Source organism: Hominiventricola filiformis, assembly GCF_020686965.1.
GTDB classification, from domain to species: Bacteria; Bacillota; Clostridia; order Lachnospirales; family Lachnospiraceae; genus Hominiventricola; species Hominiventricola filiformis.
Window position 1 is genome coordinate 191,275 of record NZ_JAJEPS010000005.1, and the last position, 24,080, is coordinate 215,354.

19 protein-coding genes and 3 pseudogenes are annotated in these 24,080 nt (G+C 46.3%); 10 read left to right on the top strand and 12 right to left on the bottom strand.

What is annotated here, in order from left to right; all coding sequences use genetic code 11:
• Window position 1: 1 nt before the first annotated feature.
• From LKD36_RS07415 to LKD36_RS07465, 11 genes are all read right to left on the bottom strand, one after another.
• The gene (locus LKD36_RS07415; protein ID WP_349137190.1) at window positions 2-1,942 is read right to left on the bottom strand and encodes a VirD4-like conjugal transfer protein, CD1115 family; all 1,941 of its coding nucleotides are present in this window, start codon (window positions 1,940-1,942) and stop codon (window positions 2-4) included.
• Window positions 1,943-1,953: 11 nt separating this feature from the next.
• Complete coding sequence (locus LKD36_RS07420) at window positions 1,954-3,039, bottom strand: hypothetical protein (protein WP_006873397.1); 1,086 nt, start codon at window positions 3,037-3,039, stop codon at window positions 1,954-1,956.
• Window positions 3,040-3,211: 172 nt separating this feature from the next.
• A complete protein-coding gene (locus LKD36_RS07425) occupies window positions 3,212-3,874 on the bottom strand; it encodes a DUF6100 family protein (RefSeq protein ID WP_006873396.1) in 663 nt (220 codons plus the stop codon).
• Entirely contained in the window at window positions 3,875-4,402 is a 528-nt protein-coding gene (locus LKD36_RS07430) for a DUF5697 family protein (protein WP_173700505.1), read from the bottom strand.
• Window positions 4,403-4,595: 193 nt separating this feature from the next.
• Window positions 4,596-7,652, bottom strand: coding sequence for a VirB4 family type IV secretion system protein (locus tag LKD36_RS07435; protein ID WP_227589406.1), 3,057 nt, complete (start codon window positions 7,650-7,652; stop codon window positions 4,596-4,598).
• 33 nt (window positions 7,653-7,685) lie between these two features.
• On the bottom strand, window positions 7,686-9,062 hold the full coding sequence (locus LKD36_RS07440; protein WP_186872921.1) for a C39 family peptidase: 1,377 nt from the start codon (window positions 9,060-9,062) through the stop codon (window positions 7,686-7,688).
• Entirely contained in the window at window positions 9,063-10,058 is a 996-nt protein-coding gene (locus LKD36_RS07445; protein WP_227589405.1) for a hypothetical protein, read from the bottom strand.
• A gap of 13 nt (window positions 10,059-10,071) precedes the next feature.
• Complete coding sequence (locus LKD36_RS07450) at window positions 10,072-10,782, bottom strand: hypothetical protein (RefSeq protein WP_227589404.1); 711 nt, start codon at window positions 10,780-10,782, stop codon at window positions 10,072-10,074.
• Window positions 10,783-10,822: 40 nt separating this feature from the next.
• Window positions 10,823-11,116 carry a fimbrial protein gene (locus tag LKD36_RS07455; RefSeq protein ID WP_337770380.1) on the bottom strand — a complete coding sequence of 98 codons (294 nt, stop codon included), beginning with the start codon at window positions 11,114-11,116 and terminating at the stop codon, window positions 10,823-10,825.
• A gap of 358 nt (window positions 11,117-11,474) precedes the next feature.
• Complete coding sequence (locus tag LKD36_RS07460; protein WP_006873388.1) at window positions 11,475-12,026, bottom strand: hypothetical protein; 552 nt, start codon at window positions 12,024-12,026, stop codon at window positions 11,475-11,477.
• A complete protein-coding gene (locus LKD36_RS07465; RefSeq protein ID WP_215725545.1) occupies window positions 12,023-13,183 on the bottom strand; it encodes a MarR family transcriptional regulator in 1,161 nt (386 codons plus the stop codon). The genes LKD36_RS07460 and LKD36_RS07465 overlap by 4 nt, the downstream gene beginning before the upstream one ends.
• Before the next feature lie 436 nt (window positions 13,184-13,619).
• On the opposite strand from LKD36_RS07465, the pseudogene LKD36_RS07470 reads away from it, so the two are divergent.
• The 10 genes and pseudogenes from LKD36_RS07470 to LKD36_RS07515 all read left to right on the top strand — a co-directional run.
• A pseudogene (locus tag LKD36_RS07470) lies at window positions 13,620-14,117 on the top strand (lysine--tRNA ligase); the annotation flags it as partial.
• Window positions 14,118-14,325: 208 nt separating this feature from the next.
• Window positions 14,326-15,015, top strand: a complete 690-nt coding sequence (locus LKD36_RS07475) for a response regulator transcription factor (RefSeq protein WP_118770899.1) — start codon at window positions 14,326-14,328, stop codon at window positions 15,013-15,015.
• A complete protein-coding gene (locus tag LKD36_RS07480; RefSeq protein WP_308459194.1) occupies window positions 14,991-16,256 on the top strand; it encodes a sensor histidine kinase in 1,266 nt (421 codons plus the stop codon). The genes LKD36_RS07475 and LKD36_RS07480 overlap by 25 nt, the downstream gene beginning before the upstream one ends.
• Before the next feature lie 113 nt (window positions 16,257-16,369).
• A pseudogene (locus LKD36_RS07485) lies at window positions 16,370-17,043 on the top strand (ABC transporter ATP-binding protein).
• Window positions 17,040-19,469, top strand: a complete 2,430-nt coding sequence (locus tag LKD36_RS07490; protein ID WP_308459195.1) for an ABC transporter permease — start codon at window positions 17,040-17,042, stop codon at window positions 19,467-19,469. Before LKD36_RS07485 ends, LKD36_RS07490 begins: the two are co-directional and overlap by 4 nt.
• Window positions 19,470-19,734: 265 nt before the next feature.
• Window positions 19,735-20,010, top strand: coding sequence for a helix-turn-helix domain-containing protein (locus tag LKD36_RS07495; RefSeq protein ID WP_308459196.1), 276 nt, complete (start codon window positions 19,735-19,737; stop codon window positions 20,008-20,010).
• A gap of 1 nt (window position 20,011) precedes the next feature.
• Window positions 20,012-20,296 (top strand): hypothetical protein, encoded by a 285-nt coding sequence (locus tag LKD36_RS07500; protein WP_308459197.1) that lies wholly within the window; start codon window positions 20,012-20,014, stop codon window positions 20,294-20,296.
• A 297-nt stretch (window positions 20,297-20,593) separates the two neighbouring features.
• Window positions 20,594-21,667: a ribonuclease III domain-containing protein gene (locus LKD36_RS07505; protein ID WP_308459198.1), complete on the top strand. Its 1,074-nt coding sequence runs from the start codon at window positions 20,594-20,596 to the stop codon at window positions 21,665-21,667.
• Between the two features lie 3 nt (window positions 21,668-21,670).
• Window positions 21,671-21,847: a hypothetical protein gene (locus tag LKD36_RS07510; RefSeq protein ID WP_308459199.1), complete on the top strand. Its 177-nt coding sequence runs from the start codon at window positions 21,671-21,673 to the stop codon at window positions 21,845-21,847.
• 15 nt (window positions 21,848-21,862) lie between these two features.
• Entirely contained in the window at window positions 21,863-23,452 is a 1,590-nt protein-coding gene (locus LKD36_RS07515; protein WP_308459200.1) for a hypothetical protein, read from the top strand.
• A gap of 317 nt (window positions 23,453-23,769) precedes the next feature.
• On the opposite strand, the pseudogene LKD36_RS07520 reads toward LKD36_RS07515, so the two are convergent.
• Window positions 23,770-23,997 (bottom strand): annotated as a pseudogene (locus LKD36_RS07520) (transposase); the annotation flags it as partial.
• Window positions 23,998-24,080 lie beyond the last annotated feature (83 nt).

Genomic DNA, 24,080 nt, shown 5'->3' on the forward strand with positions numbered 1-24,080 from the left:
TTTAAGACAGGATGGAATCCTTGTCTGTGGTGATAATGCCTTCCGGCGTACCGGCAGATTTGGGGGCCGGAGCCTCTTTGGGTGATTTATCCGTGGGGGATGCCGGTTTGGTGGCTTTGCGCTTTGCCGGCTTCTTTGCTGCAGGAGCCGGTTTCGGCGCGGGCTGCGGTGTTTTGGCGGCTTCTTCTTCCAAGCGGCGCCATTCCGGTACATGGGCAGATGCTTTGCAGGAACGCAGGTACTTGGCTTCCGGGTGTTTGGAGTAATCCATTTTGTCTACCTGCAGAACCTTCTTGCCACGGATGATGATGAGCGCCTGATCCAGCGGGAGCCGCAGGACTTCATCAGGAGTAAGTACAGGGCGTTTTCCAACACCGGAGGTCTCACGAAACTCCGGTGTATAGTTGGAGATACGCCAGGTGCCCAGCTGTTTGGACTTACTGGATACTGCTACGGAGGCAAGCCCTGTCCTGGCAGAAATAAATTCGGCAGTAAGCTGGTCTGTACAGCCTAAAAACAACTGCGCGTCACAGTTTCCAATGATCTCCTGCCACAAATTCTGCGGGTATCGGTTCTGCAATCCTGCGAGATTTTGGAACACACAGGACATGGAGATATTCCGGGAGCGTATTACGCTGAGCCGGCGGGAGAGGTCGGGGATCGTGCCGCACGCTGTCAGTTCTTCCCCAAGGATATGGACAGGCACAGGCAGTTTGCCGCCCTCGCAGTTGTGGTCTGCATATCGCACCAGTTTGATGAAGCAGAAAGATAGAAACAGCGAGGCCAGAAAATCAAAGGTGCTGTCCTGGTCGCTGGTAACGAGGAAGTAGGCACAGGGCTGCTGACCCGGAAGCTCCAGATCGATCTTATTCTTAGCGGTAATTTTTTTGATCAGCTCAGACTGGAATACCTGCAGGCGGCTGCCCAGACCGATAATCACGCCGCTTCGCACTGTGTCGCTGGCCTGCTTGAACAGGCTGTAGGGTGCTTTGGCAGGGTGCGTGGAAGGAAGCGCCTCGAACAATGTGTCAAGTTGGGATTCCCCATTGAGAGTCAGCAGCCGGTAGACTTCGCCAATGTTGCGGTTTTCTTCCGCATAGCCTTGATCCACATACAGTACCAAGGCCTTGAGCAGATTCATCTCACAGGCATCCCAGAAATGGTCGCTCTTGCCGTTGTTCGTGGTGTTCTTGATGATGACATCTACAAAAAGCTGGGCCATTAGTTCCTGTCCCTCAACTTCGGCAAGGCAACACCAGGAATCTGAGTTTTCAGGCGAAACGAGGTTGAATAGCTTGACACAATAGCCCCGGCTGCGGAGAAATTCGCTTGACTTCTCGTACAATTCCGATTTGGGATCGCAGATGATCAACGATTCTCCGGCGCCATTTTCACCTCGGACAGTGGCCTGAAGGATACGGTTCATACAAAACGAACGGGTTTTCATGGAACCACTGGCGCCGTAGACTGCCAGATTACTGTTGATTCTGGTATCTTCCGGTATGCAGACTGCTTTGCCATCCAGCATACCCAGTACAACACCCTTGTGTTTGCGCAGATCGGGCACCAGATCCAGTACGCCGGACATTTCTTTGCGGGACATCCAGCCGGAGGTGCCATAAGTGCCTTTGGCGGAGTAGGAGAAATTGCGGTCTTCATCATACTCACCGGCATCACCATATCCCATGCGCATGACCATGATGAGCAGCACTGCTAACAAGCCAATGCAGATCAAAATGCCATACACGCCATAAGGCGGTCTGAGCACAGAGGAAAGGCAGAGAAGGAAGTCGGGCGAAGCGGCCAGCGGTGAAGTACCGTCGCCGGGAATACCGCCGCCCTGTTTCCAGGTTGCATAGTTACCCAAAAGCTGTGCCAGAAAGCCGCCTGCGTATAGAATCGCAAGAATGGCAAAGGGCGCTGCAATCAGGCTTACGATCAGTTTTTTCTTGTTTATGGGAACAACCTCCCCTCGAATTTTGTGAAATCAATGGTCTGGAAGCGCACCCGGGAACCACAGTAGCTGCGAAGTACCTCTGCCTGGAAGTCAAAACAGATCAGTGTGCCTGGGCGCTCGGATAGTTCGAGGGAGGTGTTGAAGCGTGCGATACGGGGCAGATCGCAGAAATAGCCAAACAGGACTGGTGAGCCATCCGGTGAAACACCGTCATGCTCAATAGCCAGTCCGGGCTGCCTCGCAGTAAGACCTTGGAGCAGAATGCGGTCCAGCTCCGCAGTTTTCACAGGGTCGCACAGCAGTGCAAGTATCACCTCCCCCTGATGGTTGTTGGTAAGATAAAGAAAATGCTCATAGCTGCCATCCAGCATGAAGAAATCATGTTTGCGTCCTCCGGTGCTGGTCAAAATCTGGTAAGCCAGATCCATGCTGTTGCCCAGAATCAGTCCATGAACATCCTCATGGCGAAACTGTGGGGCCAGGCGCTGTTGGCAGATTACGCTCCAAATCAATGCCTTGACCCGCATTTCCGATTTGTAGCGCCACTTCATCAGGGCGCTGCTGCTGTTGTAGGTCACGAAGATGCCGGAGGGCGCAAGGAGTATTCCGGTGGAGCGGGAACTGCGGATCTTCGTGGTGTCGATCCCCATTTCTTTCACTTCTCTGGAACTGAAAAAAGCAGGATAGACAATCCTGCCGCCAGCGTAACCATCCGGCGCAAAAATTGCCGGTTTTTCATCCCGATACACACATACACCCGCATTATCCATGGTCACATAGGTTTCTGCCAGGCGGTGTAGCCGGAGTCTTCGGTCAATTTCGCATTTCAAACGGTTGGTGTCGGTATCTCCTGTCAGGTAGCTGGCAAACCTGTCCGGCCGGCTTTCCAGCAGAGTGGCTTTGGCTCGCGGCCCCAGACGGTAGCCGCGCAGTTTATCCCGGTAATAGGTACGCAGCAGCCCGTCTTTTTTCAGTGCAGTGACAACAGACTCCAGATAATATGGACTGCCGGGAAGTCTGTTAAGCTGGTCTGTGGGGAACTCGCCGGAGATGGCAGTCAGAGAGAGAAGCCTGTACGCCATCGTGTCTGGCTGTGGGAATTTCCCAAGTGATCACCTCCTTGTGGTGTGTGGCTTTTACCGAGACTGCAAGGAACTTCGGTAAAAATCCGTGGTGTAACGACAGAAAAAAGCCCCGAAATCCGGGGCTAAATACGATGTTGCGGCAGGTCGGACAAGCAATGGCTGAAAATGCTCAAAAATCCGAGATGGATTTTAGGGTGTTTTCATGCTCAGCAAGCCAGGCGGGAAACCGCTTTTTTTCCATGACACTGATTCTGGTACAGTCCTTTTCGCCCAGCGCAGCGGTGTTGTAGGCATCGCAGAGCAGGCCGGTATCGTCAGCCATGACGAAGGTGGAGAGGACATCCAGAAGCTGCTTTTCTTCCAGATTGTCGTAGTCACGGATACGCCGGGTGGGAAGGCACTGGTCATAAACCTGCGTAAAGCACACCACACAATCGCTGAAGCGGGGCATGGGATGCTCTTTGGCGTATTGCTCCAATGAGAAGTAGAACGGGTCGAGCAGAAACTCAGTGTTTTGCCTCTGCTTGCGTTTTGGGAGCAGACCAGGCAGGGTGACCTCCAGTACACCGTCCTCATAGACAACCTCAATTCCGTGTACAATACCGGCGGATGTCAGGTAATCGCCTTTGCGGATGGTGGTGCTGGAATATATCAAATGCCGCAGCCTGCAGGCAATTTTCTCTGCCCGCAGGGCGGCATCAGTGGATAAGACTTCATAGTTGTCCGGATAGCGCTGAATATCCGTGGTATCCATCGCGTAAAGAGCATTGCTCAAACGGGATATATCATCAAGAATGCTTCCGATTCGGTGTGAGATGATTTTTCGTTCCAATCAAGTTCCTCCTGTTTTCTTAAAGTAATGCACCTGGCCCGCTGCATCCACGGTGCAGAAACCGGAAATGCCAGGGCAGTCAATGCGGCGAATGTCTTCCGGATTATCGACCAAAATGATGCGGCGTCCACCGCTGCGGTCATCCCGAAGCGCATGGTTGATCAGGGCCTCCTGGCCGGAAGCTGCGTAGACGATTTCGTATAGTTCACCGTTTGCAAAGAAGATAAGCTTGACCGGAAAATCACCGGGAGCATGGTATTCCACCTGCCCGATAAAATCCAAGAGTACCCAGGCAGCCCGTATCAGGGAGTTGTCTGATTTTGCTGCCCAACCAGACGGAAAGTAACCGCCTGTATCAGTTTGAAAAATACGGCCCTGCTTTTGTAGATGGGAGAGCAGGGTCTTGATGATTTCTTCTTTGCCAGGGTGAAAGCAAAGAAGCTGCTGCATATTGAGACCGGGATACATCGTGACGATCCGCAGCAGAGCCGCAGCTTCATTTCCATAGATTTCAGCCCTGGTCTTCATGGGTATCACCTCCAATGGCGTAATATAGGCGTATTCAAGACGCATTAAAATAGGAAGGAAAGCCAGTCAGTGTAAGCCAAAAGATGATCTGGTTGGCAAAACTGGCTTTTAGGCGTAATGCAGACGCAAAGCAGACGCATAGCGGCGTCTGGCAGGAAAGTTGCACATGGGAATCACCTCGCTCTTCAAATTGTTATATCTGCTGTTCGGCAGATGTGGATTGTTCACGGCGTTTTCGCTCTACGATTTCACGCAGCTCGCGGCGGTCGGTAGTAATCAGATCCTTTTCCAGAGGGCTGGCTTTGAATTCCACCATAATATTGTTGTTATTGGTAGAAATCAGACCGTGACCTCTTTCAAAGTGAGTGATCTCCATTGTTTCAGCATCGGACAGGTGCAGGGCTTCCTGTACCCGCTGGGCTTCGTCGTCCTCCAGATTCAGAATGATCTTGGTCTTGGAGTTGTTGATGATGCCCTTACCAAATCTGCCGCCGTCAAGGTCAAAGAAATCGGCAAGATCCTGGCTTGCAAAAATCGAGGCGCCGCCGTAACCGCGTATGGTTTTGGCAATTTCCAAAAGGAAATCGCCAGCCAATCTTACACCAGCAGCACCGGCGCCGGATAGAAGCTGCCAGCACTCATCGATGAAGATGGCTTTTTCTTCTGTACGGTCGGCTTTGGCTCTGTCCCAAACAAAGTCCAGCGCCACAAACATACCTACGGTGAGCAGATCTCCCGTGAGGGAGGAAATATCCAAAACAGTGTACTTGTTGTCGAGCCGAACATTGGTCTGCTTATTGAAGGTGCTGGCGCTTCCGTTTACCAGACGGTTTAGGATGTGGGCCATGCGCATCGTTTCCTTGGAGGTTTTCAAAATTTCGTACAGGTCACCAAGCACCGGCATCTCACGGTACTGGCCGGGCTTTGCAGGGTCTTCCAAAGAGGCATTATCATGAGTGATGCCTTTTGTGTTATAGGTACGAACAAGGGCTTCGTCCAAAAGCTGTCGTTCCTCGTGAGACATATCGGGGATCAGCAGACTGAAAAATATGTGGAGCTGCTGGATCTTTGCTGCAAGTTCAGATAACTGGATGCCTGGACCGTCCAGAAGTTCATTCACCGAGCGGTCTACCCGCCGAATCTCCATAACATTGATGCAGTGGGGACTGGCCGGTGAAATCTGGATAAAGGAGCCGCCCACATTGGAGCAGGCGCGATGGAATTCATGGCCTTTTAGGGGCGCAACAATGAAAATGGGGATATTTTTCCGCCTCATTCGCAGCGCCATCAACTGCATGGTAAAAGTTTTGCCGGCTCCGCTCGTGCCAAGGATCGACATATTGGCGTTCTTATAGACCGCAGAATTGAAGATGTCCACGATAATAAGGGAGCTGTTGTACTTGTTGACGCCCAGCAGGATACCGTTATCATCACACATCTCATAGGAGGTAAAGGGATAACAGCTTGCCGCACCGCCTGTCAGCAGGTTGCGTTTACCGCGCTCATACAGTTTCTTTTCCATTGCCACCAATGGAAGGGCAGATAAAAACGCCTGTTCCTCCCGAAAATGGCAGGTGCAGGCGTTCATGTCTTGTGAGAGCAGGAGCTTTTTCATCTCGCTGACCTTCCATTCCAAGTCTTCCTCGTTGGAGGCAGTAATGGTAATCAGCAGATTCAAGTAGTAGAAGTCCTCGTTGTTGGCAAGGCCCTCTTTGAGAAAGTACCCGCTTCGGATAGCGCCATCAATGTCATCAAAGTCGGTGTTGGTGTCGCTGGCGTCCTTGATTTTGGAACGGTTGATACGCAGCTGCTGTCCGACTTTCTGGATGATGGTTTCTTTGGGCTGACGGGAGAGGAACATATCCATATCGATCCCGTCACCGGCATTGACGATAAGACTGAGCCAGCCGGCTGGAACCTGCGTTTTGTAGCCATCAGAGGGCACCAGCAAATAAGCATAATACAGACCGTCAATGCAGATATGGTGACCATGCGTGAAGTCAATGCTTTTTGGCGCACAGAATTCGGTGGCAGGGATATGGTCGATCTCACTGTCGCGCCCTTTGGCAAGGTACTCAGCCACAACCTCCTGTGCCCGGACGGAGAGCGGCTTTACAGCACTTTCATTTCTGCAGAGCAGGTTATAGAGGACATCTACGGTAAACTCATCCCAGTTTTCCGGAACGATGACCTCGTTACCGCACTGACGGAGGTAGTTGGTAGCAGTATGGACTGCACTTTGCAGGGCATTGATTGCCTCGCCTTCTTCATCAGAGCGCTTGGTGTTGCTCCACGGCTCATATTCAAAAATCAGGAAGAAACGTCGGGTAATTGCCTCACGGGAACCGATCTGCTGAACGAACTGGAGGTAGTCTTCCTGCATGAGCAGACACTGTTCATTGGTCTCCTGTTCCATCTCCTTCCGAACGGTATCCAGATGGCGGTTGATCTCTGCCCGACGTGTCAGTACCTTGATTTGCAGCTTGATGGGGCTGATTTTCAAGTAGGATACAAAGGAATAGATGATGTTCCGCTGTTCCTGGGCGCTGCGCAGCATAAAATTGATGGGTACTACCTCGACGACCTTGACATAGCGGTGGTCCTTCGTGTAGATGATGCCGTTTTCAATTTTGGAAATCGGCAGATAATCTGCTACCGGGTTAAGGCAGGCGGGCTTCGGCTCCTGAGTGCGGATAGGGCGTTTTACTTTGCGCTCCTTGGAGACCTTCTTTTTTTGCTTGGCGGCTTTCTTCTCCTTGGCAGGCTTCTGCTTTTTCACAGGACGGAGTTTTTGGCGGATCTCGTAGCTACGAACTTCATCAAACTCCGCTGGGAAATCCTCTCTGCCGGAGCGCCGTGACCGTCTGGGAGCCTTGTCGGGCTTGTGTACCTTCTTTTTAATATGCTTGCCGCCATGCTCTGCCGCAGGAACCGCATCTTCTGCGCTGTTACCGCCTACAATGCGGCGGTTTCGCAGGTACTTTATGAAAATCAGCAGAAAAGAGGAAAGGCTCTCACCGGAAACTCCGATAAGCGCCACCAATGCTGCTGGCAGTGCGGTCAGGCACAAAGCGATGATACGGGCAGTCAGGCCAAGAGGGAGCAATGAAAAAACCGGCACACCAATGGCAAATGCCAGGATACCGGCTTCAATCACATTGCGGGCTTTGAACATACCACCGAAGAAGGTGCCTGACTCGATGAAATTCGGTGGTATTATGTAGGTATCTCGGTCGATTTTATGATTCATGATTAACCTCGTTTCCGAAGCCGGGCGGGCACATCAGCCGATAATCCAGAACGGACCGCCAGCTCCAGCGCGCCGGCTGGCCTCATTTAAGATAATGGACAGATCCCAGAGCTGTTCGCTCCGTGTGTAACTGGCAGGGTCAGCCACCATGATCTTGCCGTCTTTTACGCCACGCAGGACAATGAAGTGACCGGAAGAGGTAAAGTGGCCTTCAGACATGATTGCTACTACCAGTTTACCATTAGCCAGTGCGTCTGTGATGCGCTGTGGTTCCGCAGTGGTACAGCCGGAAACCGGAAGCCCCCATTCCCCAGCGGCGGCAGGTATCAGCGCATGGTAAGAACCACTGCTTTTACACCAGTAGCCGTTGTTGTAAGACCACTCGGCCATCTCCACAGGGTCAACCATATCGTCCGTCAGAGAGGACACCACGATTGCCATAGCGGTAGGGCCGCAGCCATAACCGCCAATATTGTCCGTACCATATGCTTTACCGGCATAGCGTTCATCCAGCTGATTGTAGTAAACAACAGGTGTGATCCCGTCGGTGAAAGTAACATCGCCCAGAGCGGTGATGCTGTTTCCGGTCCACGCTTCCAGATTTTGCAGCAGACCATCGCCCAAGAACAGGCTTAGGTTGGAAGCGTAATCAGATGCAAGCTCCTTTTGGTCATCGGTAAGCTGGAATACAACATCAGAAAAATAGGACTCACCGTTGTAACGGACAGTATAGACCATCCATGTTTCGGACACCGTTGTTTCTTCCCCAGTCTCCGGATCAGTCACGGTGCTCTCACGAATCTCTTGCTTGCTGGTGTAGGAATATAGATGCTGTTTGTTTTCCCGCAGGGTGGCGGCAAGGTCATTCAGAGAAATGCTTTCAAAATCCTTGTCTTTGGCCGCACAATACTGAGAGATAAATAGGTTGGCGTTATAAATGGGACCGCTGGAATAGGCGTTTTTGACCTCCATATGGTCGGCTCCCGATGCCGCAAAGTCAGCTTCGATCCGGGCAAGTACATCATCCAGTGCCTCGCCCAAGATGCCGTTGAGGGTAAAGGTGATCTCGTTGGCGTTCTCAATAATCGCTGTTTTGCTATTCAAAATCGGAATTTCGGGGTCAGATGGCGAAAAGGCATTGGTCAGTCCGCCGAAAATAAGACCGGGGAGCATGAGAACAAATAATACCGGCAGCATAAGCAGGGCAATGACTGCCACAATGATTTTTCCGATATGCTTCCGGCCTGCCCACACTGCGCCTGCAACTGCACCGTAAGGACCGCCTGCGGCAGCGCCTTTGGCAGCGGAGGAAATAGCTTTTCCGGTTTTGATTGCGCCGCGGATGGTATGCGCTGCGGAGGCACCGGTCTCCACAGCTTCGGAAAAACTGCTTTTTTGATCTTCTGGCATTTATATCTTGTCCTTTCTCCTCGGGGCTGGAGGCAGCTTTTTGACAATGGACTCGTTGAAGGCGATAGAACCGTCAGGAGCCATATAGGGCGATTTGTCAACAGCATCCACAGCGTACTGCTTATACCATGCTGTGCCATCCACGGCATGAACGGTGGTGTACTGGCCTTCCGGGGCAACATATTGGTCTGCGTGGTACATACCAAAGGAGATGCCTTCGGGATGTTCCGCAGTCACTTCTGTGCCGGTGATGCGGCCGCCGCCAATTTCGACATTTTGGAAGGTCGGAACATTTTCAGCTCCGGATTCCAGTGCCGCATATCCCATGTAAGAGTGCAGGGCTTCGGCGGCTTTTTCACCGGAAATGGCCCCCATCTGGCTGATACTGCCCGTGGCTACGCTGCCGATTACATTGTTGGCAAAATTGCCGCCCTTACTAACGGAAGAAGCGTACATATGGCCGCCGATTCCTCCGGCTGCAGCATCGCCTAAAAGACTGCCAAGACCGGAAGGCTTGGAGCCGGGAGTTGTGGTGGCTGTTTTGATGGCACTGTTTGTGACTTTTCGGCTCACCACTCCAGAAAGACCGCCGCTGGCAAACCCTGCTCCAAAGCCGCCGCTGCCTTTACCACCGTTTGAGTTGACATTGGTGGAACTGCTGTTTCTCCCGCCGCCAAAGTGGTGACTGGAAAAGTTCTTGATGCCGCCGATGCCTCTGGCAGCAATCATAGCCTCAGCCAGCATGCTGCCGCCGGTATGTCCTACATTGACACCAAGACTGGAGAGGAAGGAATCGATTTTCTGGCCGACTTTGAGAAAGCCGATAGCACAGAGAAACCAGATAAACACATTGCCGGAAACGGCTTCTTTTCCCACAGCGTCTACCTGAGCCTGCACATCGCTTTCGGAGATAGCGGCAAAAGCCGGCTGGCAGAGCAGGCAGGAGAGAATTGCGACTGTAAAGGCCGCAAACAAAATTTTTTTGAGTTTCTTCAAGGATAAGACCTCCTTACAACGAAAGCGGGTTCGCAAGGAAGGACCCCACCATGCTTGTGAACAGGCGCAGGCACCAGGCGTTCATGACCAATAGGAAAATTTGACCGCCAAGCATCCGGCACCAGGATTTCCAGATGTTTGCTGTGGTCTGACTGGCGCCCATAGAAAAAGCCACAGGAGCCGTGTAGACCAGTACACCGAGCAGCACATACCGTTCAGCTGCCTCGAACAGAAGTTTTAGGTAATTCCAGGCCAGGATGAGAACCAAAATCAAGGTAATCAGCGCCACAGCCCCATTGGCACACACACCGATGATGACCAGCATTACGGAATTGAAGTCTGCAAAGCTTAATGCAGGAAGGTCAGAGTCCATGATCCAGTGGTAGGGGGTGCCGCCGATGGTAAGAACAATATTGACGATTTCATCTGAAAAGAGCGTCAGCAGGATAAAAATAACGGAACGGATACTCAGCTTTACCGGGTCTTCTGCTTCCACACCTGCGCCAAGACCGAAGTTTTTGAATAACTGCCAGACCCAGTTGAGCAGGATGATCCCGATTGCCAGAGCCACGAAAACAGAGTACATAGTCTCTGCTGCGGGAAAATAACGCAGAAATACAGCCATATCACAGCCCAGCGCACCCAAAACCGATGTGGTCACCAGATCAAGACCGGCCATTACCTGTTCTGCGATCCATTCCACTATGCCGTCTAAAATGCCCATAAATGCAAGCCTCCTTTCCGGCGAGCAGTCAGACGGTCAATCAGCCTGTCCATTGTCCGCCACTAAAGAGCGGCGTCACATACGCCATGATAAAGCCCAAGCCATTGAGGATAGCCCAGGTGATACAGATTCGTTTGAGCCAGGCGCGGCTTTCATCCACCGTCCGTCCGGAACGGGAGAAGTTCATGAGCAGCAAGGCTACCGAAGCAGTGACGATGGCGGCGATAGTGGAGATGGCAAGGATTTGGGTGTATACATCCTGCATGATCTCTTTGGCCTTGGTCCATACATCTGTTGCCGCATAAGCCGGCTGGCAGAATATCATGGACATCATCACACACAGGAAGGCGCTGTAAGCCACTTTGGGCAGCGAAAGCCTGCGCTTGGACTGGGTATCCGGCTCCTGAAGCTGCGGAGTTTGAGGGGTTTTCGTTTTCTTCAATTTGCGATCCTCCAATTCTGAATGATTTTTTGATGCTCAATAGGGAACAGAAAAACCCACACCTGTCAAAACAAATGTGGGCTTTCAAATGGCCGGGCGGCCATCTGGGCAGCAAAAAAGCACCCTGATGAAAGGTGCCGTTACTGTCCTGTTCGGTTTTGGGTGCAAGTTTGAGCATATTCAGTTTAACACATCGGTATTTACACTGAAAGAGCAGAACCATGCCAATTTTGTTCCCGAATTGTGCCAATTATTTGCCCGATTGTCCGGAAGATGATTTTGGCTCTGGGAAGAACTGCTCCAGCATGTCTAAACTGTCCTTGGAGGTATAGCCCCAAAGAACGGAACTGAGGGCTTCAATGGCTTCCCGGCGTTTGCGGTAGTAAGTTCTGAAACTGATGTCGCGGATATGCGGTCGCAGGGTCTCGATAATTTCCTCAACATTTTTGAGCTGCTGCGGCGAGAGGAAGGAGTAGTACAGCAACCAGTAATATGCCTCACCGTTTTTGTGCTTGGTACGCAGCAATTCGATTGCGGAATCCAGCAGCTTGAGCATTTTGTGGCTGCGTTCAATGCATTTGGCATGATGCTCGATGTCGCTTCCGGCCAAATCAGCGCCAGCCAGATAGACTGAATCCAGAAAATCCTCAATGGAGGTACCATACTCAATCTCAAACTTGGTGCGGACATGCTGGACAGAAAGCTCCAGGCTCCACACAACATCCCGGTATTTTTTCAGCAGTTTCCAGGTATCATGGTACAGGGGATTATCAGCAACATCAGGTTCAACAAATTTTCTCATTTCAGGTTCCTCCTATTTTCGTGCTCCTCAGAGGGAGTGAGTGTAAGTTCAAAAGTGGCGATTGAAGTGTTTGTGCCGCAGAGGATGGTCAGACCAAAGTGGACTGTAGATTTCCCTCGCGCACGCGGAATCAACTCTTCCCAGCAGTCGTCCGATAAGGGATATAACTTATAGCAGGAGAGTGGGCAAGAAAAGCAGGAAATCCCTTGCGTAGATAGGATGTCAGCCATCTTGCGGAGTATCGTTTCAATGTGCGATTTTGAAACGCTGGAAAGTGCATCCGAAACAATGACCTCATGCTCAGAGATAGAATGGCTCTCTTCGGTTTCAGCAGTTTCCGGAAGCTCCAGATGAATGTTTAAGGTCATGGCAACTTCCTCCTTGTCGATTAAAACATCGGAAATCTCAAACATGGTGGACAGGTAGTTCTGCAGGTAGATCACGCTTCCATGCCGGCCGGGAAACGACATGATAGAGATATACCCAAGACCGTCCAACTTTTTCAGTATCCGGCATACGGTAGCGCGTGACAGCCCCCAGCGGCAGGAGAGTTCGGTATAACTGACCAACGGGTTTCCTGTACCATTGCGAAAGTAGGCTACCGGACCGACCTCTGACCCCTGCACCTGCGTATCGTTGTAGACAGCGGATACCCACAGATCCAGAACGATGTCCATTTCAGAGCAGCGGGCAGAGCTGACCAGTTCCAGGGCAACAGAGACTGGCAGGAAGAAAAAACCGGTATCCTTTTGGCAAGGGGCATTGTACTCCAGTGCGGAATTGTGGCGGGCCCAGTGGAGGATTTTATATTTGACTACATTGCCACGGCCCAGCAGTGTATAGGAAATCAAGTGCTGCTTCTGAAGGGTATCCAGCATGGACAGCGCCTGCCGATGAAAGCGGGTGCGGAACCAGCAAGACAGTTCCTTGACGGTGCAGACCCATTCGCCGGGGGAGACTGTGTAACTGATCCCGTCAATACGGCGATATGAGGTGCGGAAGTTTGCATAGCTGCAAAGTACAGTAAAATGAAAAAGGCCGGAGCCTCCGTTTATGCGGATGCTCCGGTCGTTGATCAGTTTGTGGATGAACTCACGATAAATCCGGCATCGTGGGTAATCTACCACTTGTTTGATTTGAAGTTGGTATTCTGGCATAGTGAACCTCCTAGTTTTTTATGCAGACAAGTAGTTCGCTGAAAAATGTTGACTTGAATAACTGATGGGGGTATACTCATATTTATATGAGCTGCAAATAAGCAGTTTGTGCATTGCTGGTTTCCGCAGTTTTAGCATTGATACCTTATAATATAGGCTAAAAGCGATAAAGAAACAGTATCAGGGATGTTCTTCATGGCTCTACAATGTGCCAGTCCTTTTCATGGAAAATTTATCCAATTTTTGACATTTTGGAGCTGACACACTTTTTCACAAAAAAATATGCCTACAAACAACTACAATTTTTATACAACTTTTCGAGTGAAGCGGACGGTCAAATAGGACACAGGACGAATGATAAATAGTTTCAAAAACCCAGCAATTATGCGGATTTTGCGCACTACGGAGCGGCATGGGGCGGGATGGAGAGAGCAAAATTTTATTCCCGACAATGAAGAGTCTTGACTCTGACAAAAAAGCAGGAAAATCCGGAGCAGTAGAAGAAGCAACTGCAAACGACAACAACGGATTCTTCAAAGACAACGCGAAGATTGACTTCTCCAACGTAAAGGTTGAGCCTTTATTTGAAGAAGAGGTTGATTTCGATACATTCAGCAAATCTGATTTCCGTGCCGTAAAGGTTAAAGAGTGTGTAGCAGTTCCGAAGAGCAAGAAGCTCCTTCAGTTCACACTGGATGACGGAACAGGTACAGACCGCACGATCTTAAGCGGAATCCACTCTTACTATGAGCCGGAAGAATTAGTTGGTAAGACACTGATCGCAATCACCAACCTTCCGCCAAGAAAGATGATGGGAATCGAGTCTTGCGGTATGCTGCTTTCAGCAGTGAATAACCTGAAGGATTCAGAGGATGAAGAACTGCATCTTCTGATGGTTGATAACCATATTCCGGCAGGTGCAAAGCTCTATTAAGATGATGTAAAGATGTACCGTAAACTTACATCAATTGATGCAGAAATCGGTGCAAGCAAGAAAAAATCGCATAATTAGTGCAATGAGTGGGCAATTCCAATCGGAGTTGCCCATTTTTAAAACAAACAGAAATACAAATAGGAATTGGCAGAGGTAATGAAATGTTTGAAGAATTAGGAAATAGTTAATAAAGAGAGGTGCAGATGCTATGCCAGGTATACTCGTGGTTGAAGATGATGAAAATTTAAATCGTGGAATTACATTTTCACTGAAAAAATCCGGATATGAGGTTTTTTCAGCAGAATCAGTGAAAAAAGCGAAAAGAATTGCAAGTGATCATAATGTGGATGTTACCATTTGTGATGTGAATCTTCCGGATGGGAATGGACTGGAATTTGTAAGGTGGATGAGATGCAATTATAATACATACATTATTTGTCTTACAGCACTAGATCAGGAGATGGATCAGGTCATGGGATATGAAGCAGGGGCAGATGATTATATTACAAAGCCGTTTAGTCTTTCGGTACTTCTTTTGAAAATAGAAGCACATTTCCGCCGCAGACAGGAGAAAATGGAAGCCGGAAAGATGATTTCGGGAGATATCGTATTTATCGCAGGAGAAATGAAAGTCCTGATAAAGAGTCGTGAAATCAGTCTGACAAAAACGGAGTTGAAAATGCTGACTTTTTTTCTTCAGAATCCGAAACAGATTCTTTCAAAAACACAAATATTGGAAAATGTGTTTGATCTGGAAGGGGATTTTGTGGATGAAAATACAATCGCTGTCAATATCAGAAGACTCCGTGAGAAAATCGAAGACAATCCGGCTGCACCGGTCTATATAAAGAATATCAGAGGTCTTGGGTATATATGGAATCAGGAGGTAAGGCAGTGACAAAGAGATATCGCAAGAAGATTACAGTAGTGCTCTCCTTGGTATTACCTGTCATATTATTGTTTGCAATATTAAATTGCTTTACCACGTATGTGTTTTATGAAGATTATAAATATAAAATGAATCTTATGACAGAGATTGCTGCAAAGGAAGAATTTTCCGGGCTGGATGCTGTTTCGGAATTGCTTAAGGATAAGGATATTGAAACTAACGAACAGGGAAGGCGATTATTGGAGCAATATGGATACTGGGGGAATAAAGGGAATGCATTTTATTCGCAATTCCGGCATCAGGTTATGGTGACCGGTGCTGTAAGCACTGTGATATGCGTGCTTCTTTTGACTTTTTTACTTTATTGGAAGAAAAAAGAAGATGCGTGTCATCAGAAAATTTTAGACCAGTTGGAAGAAATTCTGATCGGATTCCGTGAAAATAAATTTGATGATTTACTGAAAACGGAAAATCATGCAGAACTGGAAAAATTGAATGACCAGCTTGAAGCAATCGGACATCATATTCAGTTGATAAAGGAAGAAGCAAGGGCAGAAAAGGAGAACACGAAAGAAATGGTTTCTGATATTTCTCACCAGTTAAAGACACCGGTTGCAGCTTTGGATACATGTTTTAGTGTGCTGATGCAGAATGACTTAAGTGCCACAGAACAGGAGGAGTTTCGTATCCGTTGTCGGAGTGCGCTGGATGGACTGGAGACATTATTGCAGTCGCTTCTTGAAATATCCAAGATGGAAACTGGACTGATTCAGATTAATAAGAAAAAACTTCCGCTTATGGATACTGTCATATATGCTGTGAACTGTACTTATCCAAAAGCGGATGAAAAAGAAATTGAATTCGTTTTTGACTATGCAAAAGAGCTGGAAACATGCATGGTTATGCAGGATAAAAGATGGCTTGGTGAAGCTGTGATCAACGTTCTGGATAATGCGGTCAAGTACAGTCCGTGTGGTTCAAAAATATTTATCCGGTTACAAAAAAGAAACGATCTTGTAAGAATGGAAATTGAGGATCAGGGAATCGGTATTCCGCAGAATGAGTATCACAAAATTTTTCAACGATTTTACAGAGGAAGTTCCAAGGAGGTCATGGAAAAGAGTGGTACAGGAATCGGACTTTTTCTATCGAGAGAAATTATCGAAAAACACTCAGGTACGATTACGGTAACCTCCGGCAAAAAGAAAAAAGGAAGCACGTTTGTGATTCAATTACCATATGTTGGTTAAATTTTAAGTGAGCAGAAATCTTACAATTCTGTAAGACTTCTGCTCGTTTTTTGAAAGTGAAATGAAAGATTGCCCTGATACAATTTGGATGTAAGATGAAAAGGAGGCAACACATGAGTGTGATATTAGAAACCAAGCAGCTTTGTAAGTTTTATGGCGTAGGTGAGAATCAGGTCAAGGCGGTCAATCAGGTGGACATTCAGATTGAGCGGGGAGAATTTGTTGCAATTGTTGGAAAGTCAGGTTCCGGTAAAAGTACATTACTTCATATGCTTGGAGGGCTAGACACCCCGACAAAAGGCAGTGTTACTTTAGCAGGAAAAATTTATACAGGATGAAGGAAAATGCCCTTGCTGTTTTCCGCAGAAGAAAAATCGGATTTGTTTTTCAGGCATTTAATCTGGTTTCATCTGTTAATGTCTGGGAAAATATTGTACTGCCACTGGGGCTGGACGGAAGAAAAGTGGATGAAGCGTATGTAAATGATATTATTGCAACTCTGGGGATTGAAAACCGGATTTATAATCTGCCAAATCAGTTATCCGGAGGACAGCAGCAGAGAGTAGCAATTGCAAGAGCACTGGTGAATCGTCCGGAAATTATATTTGCAGATGAGCCGACAGGAAATCTTGATTCTAAGACCAGTGATGAGGTAATCGCTCTGCTTAAGATGACAGCAAAAAAATATGGACAGACAATTGTAATGATTACCCATGATGACGAAATTGCACAGGTCGCTGACCGTATTCTGGTGATTGAGGACGGACAGGTGGTGGATTTCAGATGAAGACAATAAGCAGGATTGCATATAGCAATGACAAAAGGAACAGGACAAGAAGTATACTGATCATGATGGCAATCTGTCTGACCACGATGCTGCTTGTTATCATCAGTACTGTGGGAAATGGGGTAATTCATTTACAGAAAAGTCAGGCGGCAAGCTCATACGGGAGCAACTACGGCCTGTTTATCGCCGCAGATGGTACGCAATTAAAAGAAGTGGAACGCAGAGCTGAGATATCTGATATCGGTATCATGTGTACGGAGGGCATCCTGAAAGGAAATGAAAATGGCGGCTTTGTCAGTGCGGATGAAACGGTCAGGAAAATGCTTCTCTATAATCAGGAATATGTGTTGAAGGAAGGTACCTATCCGGAAAAGGCGCAGGAAATTGCCGCAGGACGCGCTTTCTTTGATGCAGTGGGATACCATGATGTAAAGGTCGGAGACACCGTAACATTGGAGTACCGTTCCGGCATGCAGTCGGAATACGCACCGGTGGAATTTACTGTCAGCGGGATTTTATATGACCGGGATGAATATACCATCGAGGCTTCCTATGTTGTATTCGGTTCGCAGGATTTTTATAATGAGCGTGTTGCGGAGGGTGACAGGCAATATAATATCTATTTTACCTTGAGCGATTCTGTAAATGTATCTATGAATAATGTTGCGCCTGTTATAAAAGAAATCGCGGATTCCTGCGGCATTGACCAGAAAAACGTGATCATCAATGACCTCTACCTGCAGTGGGTATTGCAGCCGAGCTATGAAATGATTGTGGTTTGTGGAACCCTGATCCTCGGAATCGTGCTGTTTTCCGTTGTGGTCATTTATAATATCTTCCAGGTCGGGATCGCCCAGAAGGTTCAGGAGTACGGAAAAATCAAGGCGCTGGGTGCAACCAGAAAGCAGATGAAGCAGTTGATCTTTCGTGAGGGCATTCTTCTGGCGGTTCCTTCGATACCGCTGGGACTGCTGTTTGGTTTCCTGATTGCAAAAGTCAGCTTCAACTGGCTGGTGGAGCAGGGAAATCTGGTATCGTCCGGAATCAAGAACCATCAGGTGCCTCTGTTTTCACTGACAATTATGCTCATCTGCATTTTTGTATCGTTTCTTACGGTCGTTTTGGCTCTGCGCAAACCCATGAAAATTGTTTCCCGGATTTCCCCCATTGAAGCGACACGGTATCTTGACGGCTCCAAAACGCAAAAACAGGGCAGACGAAAAGGCAGAAAAGATGTCACCGTTTTCTCCATGGCAATGGCAAATGTGACAGGTAATCCGAAAAGAACCATTGCTACGATTCTTACCATGGGGCTTTCCTGTGTATTGTTTGTAATTATCTCTAATTATGTTGGGAATATTGACACGGAGCACGAGGCGCGGATTGCAATCAACCATGGACAATTTGAGTTGCAGCTGGATTATTCCCAGAATTATGATGAAGCCTATTCGGAGAATAATCTGGACACAATCCTACAGAACAACCCATTGAATGATTCGCTGATTGAAGAAATCAAAAGCATTCCGGGAGTCACAGATGTCATGACGAGAGAGATTGTCTCTGTAAATCTGAACGGAACAAGATTTCCGGCTGATATTGTGAGTAAAAAGGATTTTGATTTTATGCGCCAAGAAGAGGATATTGGCTCTATGGACTATGATCAGGCGGTAAAGAATGGTGATATTTTCTTTGGCTGGTCAACGTGGATGGAACAAGATGGATATGCTCCGGGTGAATCCATTGCATTTGACTTTGAGAATGGAAGTGGAACCTATACCTATCAGGGAATGATTGCAGGATCTTTTGTAAGTGCGGACACTTATCTTGTCATTCCGGAAGGTGTATATCGTTCCATGAATCCGAGAGGAACAGCCTATGGCTATCTGTGGGTGGACTGTGATAAAAAAGATGTGGCATCTGTAGAACAAAGTCTGAATACTTTGATTTCTAATACTTCGCATATAAAAATGGATACTTATCATGCGCAGTTACAATCTGCCGAATTTGCAAGCAGCATGATGAAGCTTGGCTGTTATCTGTTTATGGCTATTGTAGGACTCATCGGGTTTATGAATATGGCGAATACCATGATCATGAATATTACGACAAAAAAGCAGGAATATGGTATATTACAGGCTGTGGGTATGACAAATAAACAATTAAATTTATGCCTGCAGTTACAGGGACTGATTTTTACGGTTGGTACCATATGCGTAGCTTTGATCATTGGTCTGCCGCTCGGCTATGCACTTTTTTCCTATGCAAAACATAATGGAATATTTGGAATGAATATCTATCATGTTCCAATCGTACCAATTTTTATTATGATTTTTTTGGTCGGTCTGTTGCAGATTGTACTTTCCTGCGTTTTAAGCAGTAATCTGAAAAAGGAAACGCTGGTAGAAAGAATAAGGTATGATGGATAGCAAGTAATATGTAATGAACTACTTCCCAACATTTTATACCAAGTCACAGATGGAGAAAGTTCTATTCTCGTTATTGGAAGAATGGAAGAATAAGAATGCCGAAGCAGGGAGTTGATCATGGTTTTCTACTTGGATTTGCAAAAACAAGCGGCAAGCGAGAAAAAACAAGCGGAAAAGCAGAAATAAGGAGTCGGGAGCGGCTCCTTTTTTTGTACTGCAGGATATTTCTTGACATGTAGTCACTGACTACATAGAGGAAGTGCCTATGAAGAAAGAGATATATAACATCGAAGGAATTGAGATTGAAGTAGAAAAATATGATAAGAATGATAAGAATGCAAAGCGTCGCCGCTTGGCTTATTGCTTCAGAATGATCAGGGAAAAGTCTGGTATAAGCAGGACTGATTTTTCTGTGTGGTTAGGTGTACCTTATCGTACCATGCAAGAGTGGGAGCTTGGTCGGAGAGCCATGCCGGAATATGTTTTACGTTTGATTGCCTATAAGGTGATGAACGAACTGCGCGAAGGGAGGATCGGTTAATATGTTTATACTGAGAAAACTATTCAAGATCATGCTGCTTCCGGTGGTCTTTGTTTTGTTCTTTATCAAGTGGCTATTAGCAACATCACTAAAGCTCACTGAATCTATCGTGGGGCTTCTTACTATGATTGTAGGAGGCGGTATTATATATTATCTTGTCTGCAAGAGATGGTCAGATGTCTTTCTTATGTCTCTGATCTTTGCAGATATCATGGCTCTTTTGCTGGCTGTCATAACAGTGCAGGATTGGTGTGATATGCTGATTGAAAAAATTGGCGCACTCTGAAATCCGTATACATTAAGGGTTTGAGCATGTCTCGAACCCTTAAATTCTTTTATAATATCTTGTGTTTCTATTTGAAGTGTGTTAATCTTTACTTGAAAAAGGCATAATAAGTTAAATATGAGACATTGTTTATGCATGTTTATCTTTGCTTATGAAAGTGAGCATCGGTAAACTCTCAAGAACAAGGAATCAAATTTAATCTATCATGTCTGGCTTATTCAGCGTACCCGGGATACGTGGATTTTCTGCCAGACTATCTTTATGCCTTTTAGTATAAATACTAGGAGGTCTTTTTTTATGGACGAGAAAAAAATCAAATTTATCCAAGATCAAATTGGATACACGTTCAAAAACCAGGAGCTGCTTGTTCAAGCATTTACTCGTCGCTCCTATTCAATGGAAAATGGAGGACAGGATAATGAGGTCCTTGAATTTATCGGAGACAAGGCATTGGATTTTGTTGTCGTGAAGCAGCTCTCCGAGGAATTCGGCCATTATTCAAAGAAGTATCAGAACTGGGAAAAGTGGGGTAAGACCGAGGAAACGGGAACCTTTATTTCTGATTTGGATGAGGGAGAATTAACTGAGATTAAGAAGCAATTGGTTCAAAAGAACACTCTTGCAGATGCAATCGACAACTTAGGGATAGCCTACTTTCTGATAATGGGAAAAGGAGATGTGGAGAAAAACATTCAGGATTCACTATCGGTTAAAGAGGATCTGTTTGAAGCGATTCTTGGTGCGATAGCCTTGGATTCAAATTGGGATATTGAAGCATTACAAGATAGCATGAATGTTATGCTGAATCCAGGCGAGCTCATGTTTGATGAAGACGTAAACTATGTGGCTGAGATACAAGCTTGGTCATCGGCTAATTCAGGAAACATTCCACTTCACTGTTTCTATCCTACTTCCATGCAGGGGACATGGTATATGCTAAGGCATCATAAGTGTATATGTGGAGAAGCGGAGCAGGATACGCACTTTGCGTGTGAAGTTCAAATACCGGGAATTGATTATCATTTCGTCGGATACGGCAGATCAAAGAATCTGGCCAGGATGGACGCATCGAGATTGGCGTATGAATATCTGAAAGATGAGGATATGCTCTTTTCTATTAGAGATGAGATTGATGATCCGAATTATAATGATTCCATCGGGCAGTTGGAGATCCTTGCCAGAAGAGGCTATTTCTCTATCCCTCAATATGACTTCAAAGAAACACATGACGAAGATGGTAATCCGGTTTGGAATTGTAAATGCTCTATAAAAGAAAAAGATACTGTAACCAATGGAAGATCTTCGTCTAAGAAAGATGCGAAGAAACAGGCAGCATATGATATGCTGACATTTGTTTTGGAGGAGGAATAAGCCATGGCAAAATATGCATTCAATTATGATTCCGGCGAACATGAATATATAGAAAGAGACGGCTTCAGTATAGATCGTGGTGAATACGTTTATAACTGGGATGACAGTGAGTATCGCCGCGAGGTAGAAGAGGAAGAAGAGCGTCGCCGGGAAGAACGAAGAATGTGGAATGAGGATTGATCAGAGGGATAATAAATGAATCATGACATTGAGAAAGCATTGGATAATCTTGAAAAAAGGGCACAGGATATTCAACACTATATGAATATTATGAGCAAAGTAAAGACGGTTAACGTTGCCGATGATCAAGATTTTCAGCGGGAATTTGACTTTTTTTACAAGGTAAGGCGAAATGCAGAATGGCGGAAAGTATTCTTTGAGATTTTCGAAAGGAAGAAAAAGAGGAATTGTTCCTACAAAGAAATTATAACGGAACTGTACGAAGGAACCGGACAAGTTGAGGCATCCTTTGCGAGTAAGATGCTGGCATCTATAGATGAGAATATGCCAATTTGGGATTCGAAGGTTCTTGATAGAATTGGAATTAAATCTTCAAATAAACGAGGACAGCAAAAACTCGAGGAAACAATTGAGTTATATGATGTCATTGTACAATGGTATAGTGATCTTAAGGCAAACAAGGCAAGCTATAACGAATATATAACATCCTTTGATAGTCGTTTTCCGGATTATTCATCAATCAGTGATACCAAAAAGATTGATTTTATACTGTGGGCGATGGGCGAAGAGGAAGAGGATACTATTCCATCTGTTTATATTCAAAATATGGAGGCCTTATCAGATGCTGCAAAGATTGCATCCCGCTCCATAGAAGCATATCCGGGAGTTGTTTCTGCGGTAAAACAAATTGCTGATTGTATGAAGCAGTATCAAGGTATCTCGCAAACCTTTATGGAAAATGCTCGTAGAATTAGTGAGACTATCCGCCCCATTTTTGAATATCAGCAACAGATAATGGAATCCGTTCGGCCAGCACTAGAATCGTTAGGTAAAACAATTGCGGCTATCACTACTACAATTCCTAAAATTGAGATTCCGGAGTCATTTCTTAAGACTCTAGGTAACCTAAGATATCTATATACGTTAAAAAGCATTACATGGCCACTATTTCTTGAAGATGATGAGGAATTAAAAGAAATCATTACGGGTCTATGTGGGGATAAAAAAGAAAACTATCCATTGGATGAATTGGCTGCATCTATCTGCAATTACTATAATTCTGAGAAATTAGATAATATAATAGGCGGATGGAGGAAACTATTGAAGGATGATTCAGAGAGATTGCTGCTATTGGAGGAGGCAGTTAATCTTCACAACTCTGGATGCTATTATGGTGCGACTTCTATCATGATGTGTCAAGTGGATGGTTTGATTTGTGACATTTCAAATTATACAGATGAAAATGGCTTAATATGCTCGGAAGATGATGAGAAGGAGATTTGTGAACTCTACCAGGTTGATTTTCAGAATCATAAGAAATTTGCGAAGACAAGCGAAAAGCATATGATTTTGAGGTTGGCTGCAATGACAGAAAATGCTGTCTTTTATTGGGAAGCAATGACTGATTACATATACAATGTAGTGCTAACGAGTCATGGGGAAGAATATCGTGATCATAACCCGCTGAGAAATAAAATCTGTCATGGCGATCAATTGGATTTCGGAACGGAGGAAAAATCGCTAAAGAGTATTTTTGTAATTGATTTGTTACTTAACCTAAAAAGCGAAATGCAATGGTTGGCTGAGCACAAATTTGATAAATAGTACCAAAATAGTACTTTTTCAGTATGAAAGAAGTACCTTTACAGTATTTTTTTTCGAAAATAAGTGTGTTATATTTACAATGGACAAAGCGAACGGGAAAACAAAAAATGATCAGCCCCATGTCAAGTAGACAAGTAAGTAAAAAAGAGTGGAGGGTGCGGAGAGACCGTTTCAAGTTTTGTGTAAACTATAAAAACTGATATAAGATTTGTGAATAGTTACAAATGGGCAGAGCCGATTTTCCGGATTCTGCCCATATCTGCATTATACAGAAGTTTTGGGGCATGTCAATAAGACCTGCCTAAAACAAGCTGTTTTTACAGGCTGCGTCCAGCCAGACGCTCTTCAAAATAGATTTCAAGCTGGGAATGGATCTGTCCCCAATCCTGTCGGTGTCCTGTCCATTTCTTGGTAATGTCCATAGTCGCAAGATACAGCATTTTTAAAAGGCTGTCATCCGATGGAAAAACCGTCTTGCTTTTGGTTACTTTCCGGAGCTGGCGGTTGAATCCTTCAATCGCATTTGTCGTGTTAAGCCGATATCGGCTTAGCACGACTTATACCGATAAAAAAACTATGCCGATATTTCATGAGATCCCAGTAAATAAGGGATTATCAGCAAAAAATA